The sequence below is a fragment of the Lacisediminihabitans sp. genome (assembly GCF_036569425.1).
Taxonomy (GTDB): domain Bacteria; phylum Actinomycetota; class Actinomycetes; order Actinomycetales; family Microbacteriaceae; genus Lacisediminihabitans.
This window is the reverse complement of the sequence record NZ_DATCQQ010000016.1, coordinates 81,676-92,104: the sequence shown is the minus strand read 5'-3', so window position 1 is coordinate 92,104 and position 10,429 is coordinate 81,676. Positions and strand designations below refer to the sequence as shown.

Annotated in this window: 7 protein-coding genes and 1 pseudogene; 5 read left to right on the top strand and 3 right to left on the bottom strand. The window is 68.5% G+C overall.

Annotated elements, in window-relative coordinates:
• Positions 1-499: 499 nt before the first annotated feature.
• Genes VIM54_RS02530 through VIM54_RS02520 form a run of 3 tightly spaced genes read left to right on the top strand, consistent with a single transcriptional unit; the run spans position 500 to position 5,825 of the window.
• Entirely contained in the window at positions 500-1,072 is a 573-nt protein-coding gene (locus tag VIM54_RS02530; RefSeq protein WP_331898896.1) for a TetR/AcrR family transcriptional regulator, read from the top strand.
• A 2-nt stretch (positions 1,073-1,074) separates the two neighbouring features.
• Positions 1,075-3,987, top strand: a complete 2,913-nt coding sequence (locus VIM54_RS02525; protein WP_331898894.1) for an MMPL family transporter — start codon at positions 1,075-1,077, stop codon at positions 3,985-3,987.
• Positions 3,984-5,825, top strand: a complete 1,842-nt coding sequence (locus tag VIM54_RS02520; protein WP_331898892.1) for a YhgE/Pip family protein — start codon at positions 3,984-3,986, stop codon at positions 5,823-5,825. The genes VIM54_RS02525 and VIM54_RS02520 overlap by 4 nt, the downstream gene beginning before the upstream one ends.
• A gap of 28 nt (positions 5,826-5,853) precedes the next feature.
• Here VIM54_RS02520 and VIM54_RS15870 read toward each other — a convergent pair.
• The 3 genes and pseudogenes from VIM54_RS15870 to VIM54_RS02510 form a co-directional block, all read right to left on the bottom strand.
• Positions 5,854-6,078: pseudogene (locus VIM54_RS15870) on the bottom strand (DUF5655 domain-containing protein); the annotation flags it as partial.
• A gap of 38 nt (positions 6,079-6,116) precedes the next feature.
• Positions 6,117-7,010, bottom strand: coding sequence for a sugar phosphate isomerase/epimerase (locus tag VIM54_RS02515; protein ID WP_331898890.1), 894 nt, complete (start codon positions 7,008-7,010; stop codon positions 6,117-6,119).
• A 38-nt stretch (positions 7,011-7,048) separates the two neighbouring features.
• Positions 7,049-8,017, bottom strand: coding sequence for a magnesium transporter CorA family protein (locus VIM54_RS02510; protein ID WP_331898888.1), 969 nt, complete (start codon positions 8,015-8,017; stop codon positions 7,049-7,051).
• 90 nt (positions 8,018-8,107) lie between these two features.
• On the opposite strand from VIM54_RS02510, the gene VIM54_RS02505 reads away from it, so the two are divergent.
• Together VIM54_RS02505 and otsB are read left to right on the top strand one after the other, a co-directional pair.
• Entirely contained in the window at positions 8,108-9,610 is a 1,503-nt protein-coding gene (locus VIM54_RS02505) for an alpha,alpha-trehalose-phosphate synthase (UDP-forming) (protein ID WP_331898886.1), read from the top strand.
• Entirely contained in the window at positions 9,610-10,425 is an 816-nt protein-coding gene (otsB, locus tag VIM54_RS02500; RefSeq protein WP_331898884.1) for a trehalose-phosphatase, read from the top strand. The genes VIM54_RS02505 and otsB overlap by 1 nt, the downstream gene beginning before the upstream one ends.
• The last annotated feature ends 4 nt before the right edge of the window (positions 10,426-10,429 follow it).

Sequence of the window (10,429 nt, the reverse complement as noted above, 5' to 3'; positions counted from 1 at the left end):
TCGCGGTGCCATTTTCCATGGCCACAGTCTTGCAGCCACCACCGACATTGCGACCGACAATACCTCCCCTGACCAGCACTTCCTGTGGACAACCCTCCCCAGGCGCGACCTGTGGAGGAGCGGAAACCCGACCCCCACGCGGAAACCCCACCCCACGCGGAAACCCACCCCACGCGCAGACCCGACCCCACGCGGAGATTCGACCACACAACACGCAGCGCAACAGCCGCCCCGAACCGGCTATTAGCCGACGCGACGCCCGATTTCCAGACCTGACCCGCGAACGTCGCTACGACATGTTCGACCCGTTCGACACGTTCGACACCATCACCGCCAGACGACCAGCAGAAGCGGCACCCGAGAACGACCATCCCAGACGCCGCTTCACCCCCGCCCCCTTGACAAAACCAACCACAGATCAGCCGACGAAAGCTGGCAAGAGACTGGCAAACTGACCGATCGGACAGAGTCTGACCGATCGGTCAGATAGGTTCGCAGGATGTCCACGTCATCCGAAGACCTGCGCGCGATCGCGCTCGGCGAATTCGCCACCGCCGGCTACTCGGCAACCTCTTTGCATCACATCGCCGACCTCGCCGGGCTGTCCAAGTCGAGCGTGCTCTACCACTTCTCGTCGAAGGAGACCCTGCTCGAGGCCGCCGTCGCCCCTGCGATCGACCGGATGGAGCAGATCCTCGAGGGCCTCGAGTCGAGCAGCCTCACCGCGGAGGGCCGCGGCGCCTTCCTCGTCGAGTTCGTGGACTTCATCCTGCAGTACCGCCGAGAGGTGCACATCTTCATCAACCAGGGACCGTCGCTCGTCGCGGTGCCGGTGATCGACCGCGCCAACGACCTCGTGCGTCGCCTCGCCGCCTTCTTCGCGGCGAACACCGCTTCCCTCGAGGAGAAGATGCGCTTCGGTATCGCCCTCGGCGGCGCCGCCTACATGCTCTGCACCGAGGACTCCCTCGCCCTGCAGTCGGCTCCCCTCGAGGAGACCAGGGCCGCTCTCGTCTCCATCCTCACCGGGCTCCTGTCGCCGGTGGACGCAACGCAGAAAACCGAGGACTGATCGTGGCCACTCTCCTGTACCGGCTCGGTCGGTTCTCCTACCGCCGCGCCTGGATCGTGATCGGCGTCTGGATCGCGCTCTTCGTGGGCGTGCTCGGCGGCAGCGTGGCGCTCGGGGGCCACACCCAGGAGTCCTTCGCGATCCCCGGTACCGAGTCCCAGAACGCGCTCGACCGTCTCGACGCGGTCTTCCCCTCGGTGGCGGGCGCGAGCGCGCAGGCGGTCGTCGTGGCCCCCACGGGGCAGTCGGTCGACAGCCCGGCCTATACCGCGGCGATCGAGAAGATGGATGCCGCGATCGAGAAGATCCCGGGCATCGACTCCGTGCTCAGCCCGTTCTCGCAATACGCCGGCAGCGCCGTCACCGCTGACAAGAACATGGCGCGCTCCCAGATCCAGTTCACCGGGGCGTCAAGCGACGTGAAGCCGGCCACCCTCACGGCGCTCAAGGCCACGGCCTCGATCGGTGAGGATGCCGGGCTCACCGTCGCCTTCGGCGGCCAGGTGTTCCAGGACAACACCTTCGGAATCACCATCACCGAGGTGTTCGGCCTGCTCTTCGCCGCCGTGGTTCTGCTGATCACCTTCGGGTCGCTCATCGCGGCCGGCATGCCCCTGCTCTCCGCCATTCTCGGCGTGGGTATCGTCATCGGCGGCATCAGCGCGATCTCCGCGTTCACGACCGTGTCGAGCTCGGCCCCGCTGCTCGCCCTCATGATCGGGCTTGCGGTCGGCATCGACTACTCGCTCTTCATCCTCTCGAGGCACCGCAACCAGCTCGCCAACGGCGAGGACCCGGAGGAGTCCGCCGCGATTGCGGTCGGCACCGCGGGAAGCGCCGTGGTGTTCGCCGGCGTCACCGTCATCATCGCCCTTCTCGGCCTGCTCGTCGTCGGCATCCCGTTCCTCAGCGTGATGGGGGTCGGCGCGGCCTTCGCCGTGCTCGTCGCCATCGGCGTTGCGACGACCCTCGTTCCCGCGCTGCTCGGCCTGATCAAGGGGCGGCTCACCCCCAAGCCCGGATCGCGGGCCTACCGCCGCGCCACCATGCACGAGGAGGGCAGCAAGCCCACGATGGGCCTGCGCTGGGTGAAGGGCGTGATGAAACGCCCCGTGCTCGCGACCCTCGCGGTCGTGGCGATCCTCGGCACCCTCGCCATCCCCGCGCTGAGCCTCAACCTCAGCCTCCCCGACGGCGGCTCGGAACCCAAGGGGTCCACCCAACGACAGGCCTACGAGCTCATCAAGGAGGGCTTCGGTCCCGGCTACAACGGACCTCTCATCGTCGCGGTCGACATCACCCAGACCACGGCGATCCAGGAGGAGCTCGCCGCGATCGGCAAGCAGCTCGGCACGCTCAAGGACGTGAGCTACGTGAGCATGGGGATTCCGGATGCGGGACTCGACACCGCGATCATCCAGGTGATCCCGTCGAGCGCACCGGACGCGACCCAGACCAAGGCGCTCGTCCAGTCGATCCGGGACCTCGCTCCGTCGATCGAGAAGAAGTACTCGACCCCGATCTTCGTCACCGGGGCGACCGCGGTGGGCATCGACATCTCCAACCGGCTCTCCGCCGCCCTCATCCCGTTCGGACTCATCGTGGTCGGCCTCTCGATCGTGCTGCTCATGATGGTGTTCCGCTCGGTGCTCGTTCCGGTCAAGGCGGCGCTCGGCTTCCTGCTCTCGGTGATCGCCTCGTTTGGCGTCGTGGTGGCGATCTTCCAGTGGGGCTGGCTCGGCGACCTCCTCAACGTGGAGAACCCCGGACCCATCCTCAGCTTCATGCCGATCCTGCTCATGGCGGTGCTCTTCGGCCTCGCCATGGACTACGAGGTGTTCCTCGTCTCCGGCATGCGCGAGGAGTTCGTGCGCACGGGCAACGCCCGCGAATCCGTCAGCCGGGGCTTCGCCAACGGAGCGCGCGTGGTGACGGCGGCGGCCCTCATCATGTTCTTCGTCTTCTTTGCGTTCGTCCCGGAGGGCTCAGGCACGATCAAGCCGATCGCCCTCGGTCTCGCCGCCGGCATCGCCTTCGACGCGTTCCTCGTGCGCATGACCCTCGTGCCGGCCATTATGACCCTGCTCGGTAGGGCGGCCTGGTGGATGCCCGCGTGGCTGCAGCGGATCCTTCCGAACATGGACATCGAGGGCGAGCACCTGCGGCAGCACCGCGAGGCCGTCGTGTGGGCGCTCGACCAGCGCGGCTCCTCGATCAGTGCCGATGAGCTCGTCGCCGGGTCCGCCGAGCGACGCGTCGGCCCGCTCAGCATCGCGGTCGCGCCGGGGTCGCTCGTTCTCGCGAGTGGTGACCAGACCGACCGCCGACTTCTCGGCGCGACCATCGCCGGCCGCCTCGACCCGGTGGCCGGCCGGGTGCAGGTGGCCGGGCATCCGCTGCCGTCCGAGGCGGGGAGTGTCGCGCGCCTTGTCGCGATGGCGGACATCGGCGGCCTCGAACGCACCGAGACCTCGGTGACCCTCGGCGAACTTCTCGACGAACGCTTGGCGCTGACCCAGCCGTGGTACCGCTTCGCACGGCGGCGGCACCGCGTCGCCCGATGGATCGCTCGCATCAACACGGTGCTCGCCGAGGTCGCCCCGGCCGACGCGGCGCCGGTGAGTGCCTCATCGACCCTGCAGCAGCTGCCCCAGCGGGAACGGGCCGTCGCTCTCGCGAGCGTCGCGCTCGCCGAGGGCACGCCGGTCGTGATCCTCGACCAGCTCGACAGCTTCGCGACGGCGGGAGACGAGGCCGCCTTCCTGCGCGCCCTCTGCCTGCTCGCCCCGGCCACGATGACGCTCGTGCTCGGCACCCCGGCCCCCGTGAGGGCGCCCACCACCATCGCGATCGACGGTCGACCTCTCGTCACCGTCGACCTCGCCTCGCTCGACGCCAGAGGAGTACTCCAGTGAGCCAGTCAGCCACGCCGCTCGGCCGCAGAAAGTGGCTGCGCTCGGCGGCGGTCGCCGCCGCCGTGGTCGTTCCGCTCGCCTTCGCCGGACTCTTCGTCGGTGCCCTCTCCAACGCCGACAAGGCGGTCGACCGCATCCCGGCGGCCATCGTCAACAGCGACAAACTCGTCTACACGACGGCCGCCGATGGCACGAAGTCGCCGGTCTTCGCCGGACGCCAACTCGTGACAGAGCTCACGGGCAGCAGCAAGGGGTTCGACTGGACCATCACCAACGCGGCGGACGCCAAGAAGGCGCTCGCCGACGGCAAGGTCGACGCGATACTCACGGTGCCCAAGGACTTCTCCACGTCGATCCTCTCGCTCAGCTCGTCAAGCCCGAAACAGGCCGACCTCGCCATTCACACGGATGACGCGCACAGCTACCTAACCGGCGCGGTCGCTCAGGCGGTCGGCGACGGCATGGTCAACACGTTCGGCAAGACGATCACCGAGCAGTACATCTCGGGAATCTACACGAGCGTCGGCACCCTCGGCGGTTCGCTGAGCACGGCGGCGACCGGGGCCGGCACCCTGTCGAGCGCGGCGACCAGCCTGAGCGGCGGGCTGTCTTCGCTGTCCGGCGGCGCGGCATCCGCCCAGTCCGGCGCAGCATCCCTGTCGAGCGGCATCGCGAAGTACACCGCCGGCGTCGACTCGCTCAGTGCCGGACTCGGCACGCTGAACGCGGGAGCGGCGAGCCTCGGCCAGCTCGGCCAGGGCATCTCGAGCTTCACCGGCGGCGTCTCGCAGCTCTCGGCGGCTCTCGCCGCGGCGAATGCGGACCTGCAGAACGGCGTGCCGGGTGCCGAACTCGCGATCAACGCGATCAGCGGTCAGCTCGCGCAGGCGGCGGCCGGCGGATCGACGCTCAGCCAGCAGGCCACCGGCGCTATCGGCGGAATCCAGGCGGGCATCGGGCAGAGCGCGGGGGGAGCCGCGAAACTGGCGGCCGGGTCGTCCGGCCTCCGCTCGGGCGCGAGTTCGCTCGCGGGCGGAATCGGCAGCCTCTCGAGCGGAGCCGCGTCGGCCTCGTCCGGCGCGAGCCAGCTCGCCTCCGGTGTCACCCAACTCGCGACCGGCCTCAAGTCGGGCGCCGACCGGCTGCCGGCGACCGACAGCCGACAGGCGGCCGCCTCGGCGAAGATCGCGTCCGACCCGGTCTCGCTCACGGTGACCAGGGACAACAAGATCGCCGACATCGGGCAGGTGATCGCCACCTTCTTCGTGCCGCTCGGCCTCTGGGTGGGCGCCCTCGCGGTGTTCCTGGTGCTGCGGCCGGTGACCCGGCGGGCACTCACCTCCAGCGCGGCGAACGGACGCCTGCTGTTCTCGACCCTGGCGAGGGCGAGCGCCATCACGATCGCGCAGGCGCTGCTGCTCGTGGGCCTCCTGCACCTGAGTCTCGGCGTGGCCTGGTCCTCGCTGCCGGCCACCCTCGGCTTCGCCGTGCTGATGTCGCTCGCGTTCACGGCCTTCCACTACCTGCTCAGTCTGTGGCTGGGCCGCGCGGGGCTCGTCGTCTCCCTTCTGGCCCTCGCCATCCAGGTGACGTCCACCGGCGGGCTGTATCCGGTGGAGCTGCTCGCCACGCCGTTCCAGTGGGTGAGCCCGTTGCTGCCGCTCACCTACGGGGTGCAGGGGATGCAGGGGATCATCGCCGGGGGATCCGTCGGACCGATCGTCGCGGCCACCCTGACCCTCGCGGCGTTCGGGGTAGGCAGCGTGCTCGTCTCCCTCGTCGCCATCCGTCGGTCGCGGCGGGCGCTCGCCCTCGGGCTCGCGCCGGTGCCCGCGTAACCGGGCCCCAGGCCGCGTCGTAGGCCAGGCGGAGCCAGCCGAGGAGTTGCGCGTCGAGCTGGTCGGGTGAGGAGACCCGCACGCGGTGGGTCACCATCGAGTTCCAGCCGCCAGACGGCTCGAGGCGCGCGTCGTCGTGCGTGTGGGGGAGTTTGAGCCCCACGTCGAGGCGCTCGCCCGTCACCTGCACGATCGCGAACTTCTTCGTGCCCTTGAGCAGGCTGAGGTAGGTGTTGGTGGCGGCGGGAGTCACGGCCCCGCTGCGGGGGGTTGTCGGAGGGCGGGAGGGGGTCAGCGGCCGTTGGGGCGGAGGGCCGTGATCGCGCGACGACCGGCCCGCCGGAGCAGCCCTGGGTAGCCGGCGGTGGACCCCCGCCCCCGATGGACGGTGCTCTCCGCGCCGAGCTTCGCCTTCGCGAAGTCCAGGGTCTCCCGCAGCATGTTGAGGCGTTCCTGCTCGGTGCGGGCCTTACGGGTGTTCACCTCGGCCACGACCTGGCCGGTCCAGTTCTGGGCTGCCAGGTACTCGAGCACCTCCGCGACCGGCTCGGTTCCGTACCCGGGCAGGAGGTGCTCGTCGAAGATCTGGCCCTCGTCCTGCGAGCCGGAGCCGTCGCACAGGTGCACGTGCCGCAGCCGCGGCCCCATGGCGAGGGCGAGCTCGAGCGAGTCGCGCCCGGCAAGGGAGGCGTGGGAGAAGTCGAGGGTCATCGAATCGCAGTCCATGAGGGTGGGGTCGTAGCCGGGGGAGTACGCCTTGAGGCTCTTGCCGCGCACCTGCCACGGGAACATGTTCTCCACGGCGACCTCCACTCCGTAGACGCCGGCCGTCTGGCGCACGATGCGCAGAAAATCCTGCGCGTAGCTGGCCTGCCAGCGGAAGGGCGGATGCACCACCACCGAGGTCGCGCCGACCGCGCGGGCGAGCTCCGCCGACTTCTCCAGCTTCACCTGCGGGTCTCGTCCCCAGACGAAGTGGGTGAGCAACAGCACGGGGGCGTGGATCGACATGATCGGCATCTCGTACTTCGCCGACAGCGCGAGCAGGGCATCCGCATCCTGCGTTCCCTCGTCGTTGCTGACCATGATTTCGACACCGTCGTAGCCCGCGAGCCTGGCGAGCCGAAAGGTGTGCTCTGTGGCCAGTGGGTAGGCGCACGACGTGCTCATGCCAACGCGAATCATCGACACGATTCTAGGTTCGCTGGCTGAACGCCGGGTGACTAAAGCCAGTCCCTGCGCTTAAAACTGAGATACAGGGCGAGGGATGTCGCGACGATGAGGCCGATCGACATCCAAACGCCCCACGCGGTGCCGAATCCGACGAACTGGAGATTCTGGCCGAAGAAGCCGGTGATCGCGGTCGGCACGGCGATGATCGCGGCCCAACTCGTGACCTTCTTCATGATGAGGTTCATGCGGTTGCTCTGGATGCTGAGGTTGGTCTCCAGGATCGCGGTCACGAGATCCCGCAGCGACTCCGTCCACTCGGTGGCCCTCAGCACGTGGTCGTACACGTCCTGGAAGTACGGTCCCATCGCCGCGTCGACGGCGTCGAGGTCGCGCCGCAGCAGCGTGTTGACGACCTCCCGCATGGGCAGCACCACCCGGCGCAACTGCACGAGGGACTTGCGGAACTCGAAGGATCTCTTCTGCACCTCCTTGTCGCGCGGCCGCTCGTCGAAGAGCGCGTCCTCGAGCAGCTCGATGGCGCCGTCCAGCTGCTGCACCGTCTCGAAGTGGCCGTCGGCGATCTCGTCGAGGAGCCCCCAGAGCAGGAATCCCACGCCGTGCGTGGCAAGGTCGCCGTCGTTATCCCAGCGGGCGACCACGCGCGACATGTCGAAGTCCGGGTCGTGCACGGTGACGAGCGCGTGCGGAGTGACGAACGCCTTGATCTCGTGCGTGGTGAGCTCGCCGGTGTCGTTGTCGAGGCTCACCGCGTATGCGGCGAGGAACAGGTGCGTGTCGTAGCGGTCCAGCTTGGGGCGCTGGTAGGAGTGCACGGCATCCTCGACCGCCAGGCGGTGCAGCCCCAGTTCCTCCTCGATGGTGGCGAGATCCTGCTCGGTGGGGGAGACGAAGTCCGCCCAGACCACGCAGCCCTTTGTGGTGATGTAGTCGGAGATGTCCTCGACCGGAAACCCATCTTCTTTTATCGCCCCATCGCGGTAGAGCCGGGTAGTCACCATGCGAGCAATGCTAGTTCGCGCTCGCTGATAAGTTTGTTGTGGCTTACCGAAGAGGTGCGCGGCATCACGACGACGAAAGTAAGCGGACACATGACCGACACAGCGAGCCCGATCCCGACCGGCGAATACGACTTCGTGGTCGTATCGAACCGCCTGCCCGTCGACCGCGTGATCGAGGCGGATGGCACGGCGAGCTGGGCGCGTTCGCCGGGCGGGCTCGTGACGGCCCTCGAGCCGGTGATGCGCCAGCACGAGGGCGCCTGGATCGGCTGGGGCGGCCAACCCGACCTCGAGTTCGAGCCGTTCGACAGCGAGGGAATCCGCGTGGTGCCGGTGCCGCTGAGCGCCCACGACCTCGAGAACTACTACGAGGGATTCTCCAACGACACCCTCTGGCCGCTGTACCACGACGTGATCAACCCGCCGACCTACCACCGCGACTGGTGGGAGAGCTACATCGACGTGAACCAGCGATTCGCGGATGCGACCGCCGCGGCATCCGCCATCGGGGCCGTCGTCTGGGTGCAGGACTACCAGCTGCAGCTCGTGCCGAAGATGCTGCGCGAGCTTCGCCCGGACCTCACGATCGGCTTCTTCAATCACATTCCGTTTCCGCCATATGGCATCTACTCCCAGCTGCCCTGGCGCGCGCAGATCGTGGAGGGTCTGCTCGGCGCCGACGTCATCGGCTTTCAGCGGGTGGCGGACGCGAGCAACTTCCAGCGGGCCGTGCGCCGGCTCAAGGGATACGTGACGAAGGGCACGCAGATCGAGGTGCCGCTCGTGGACGAGTCGCCCGGGGTGCGCGTGTTCGGCCCGATCAAGAGGCAGGGGTCATTCCGCACGGTCGTGGCGAAGTCCTTCCCCATCTCGATCGACGCCGCGAGCTTCGAGGCGCTCGCCCGCACGCCCGAGGTGCAGGATCGCGCGCGCCAGATTCGCGCCGACCTCGGAAATCCCAAGACGGTGATGCTCGGAGTCGACAGGCTCGACTACACCAAGGGCATCGGCCACCGTCTCAAGGCGTACGGCGAGCTGCTCGCCGAGGGCCGGCTCAATGCCGAGGACGTGACGCTCGTGCAGGTGGCCAACCCGAGCCGCGAGCGCGTGCAGGCCTACATGGCGCTGCGCGATGAAATCGAGCTGACGGTCGGTCGCATCAACGGCGACTACGGCACGATCGCCCACGTGCCGATCAGCTACCACCACCACGGTTACCCGCGGGAGGAGATGGTGGCGCTCTACCTCGCCGCCGACGTCATGCTCGTGACGGCCCTGCGCGACGGCATGAACCTCGTCGCCAAGGAGTATGTGGCGTGCCGGTTCGACGAGGACGGCGTGCTCATCCTGAGCGAGTTCGCCGGGGCGTCCGACGAGCTCAAGCGCGCCCTGCTCATCAACCCGCACGACATCGACGGGCTCAAGGAGACGATCCTGCAGGCGATCGTGATGCCGAAACGCGACCGGGCGGCGCGGATGCGTTCCCTGCGCCGTCGGGTGCTCGAGAACGACGTGGCGCGCTGGTCGACGGAATTCCTGCGGGTGCTCGAGAGCCGGGCGCACCACGGATCAGAGGGACACGAACTCAACTGATGGTCGACGTCGACACACCGCCCAACTTCTCCCGTTTGCCGGAACCGTTCGTGGGGGCGCTGCGCGAACTCGCGCGCACCCGCCGGCTGCTCGTAGCTCTCGACTTCGACGGCACGCTGGCCCCGGAGGTGGACGACCCGGAGGCCGCCCGAGCGCTTCCCGAGGCCCGGGCGGCGGTACTGCGGCTCAACGCCATGCCGAACACCCGGGTCGCCCTGGTGTCTGGACGGGCCCTGGCCAGCCTCATCCAGGTTTCCGGTCTGCCGGACTCCGTGCTGCTCGTCGGGTCGCACGGCATCGAGCTGCGTCTCGATTCGCCGGACGACCAGATCGGTCTCAACACGGCCGAGGTCACCCGCGTCGGCGTGCTCGGCGATGTGCTCGGCGAGGTCGCGGATTCGATCGACCAGGTCTGGCTCGAGCCGAAGCCGGCCGGCTTCGCGCTGCACACGCGCCTAGCGACTGAGCACGACAGCCGGATCGCGCACCTCGTCGCGCTCAGCGAGACCGCGGCGGAGCTCGACGACCTGACGGTGCGCGAGGGCAAGAACGTTCTCGAATTCTCGGTGCGCTCGACCACCAAGGGCGAGGCGCTGGAGCACCTGCGCGAGTACACGAAGGCGACCGCCGTCTTCTACGCGGGCGACGACGTGACAGACGAGGACGCCTTCGCGGCACTCGGCGCCGACGACGTCGGGCTCAAGAGCGGCGAGGGGTCCACCCTCGCCAACTTCCGGGTGCCAGGACCCATCGACGTGGCGCGCGCGATCAACCTCCTCGCCGACCTTCGAGAAGGCGACGTGCACGAGCAGTAGGCGT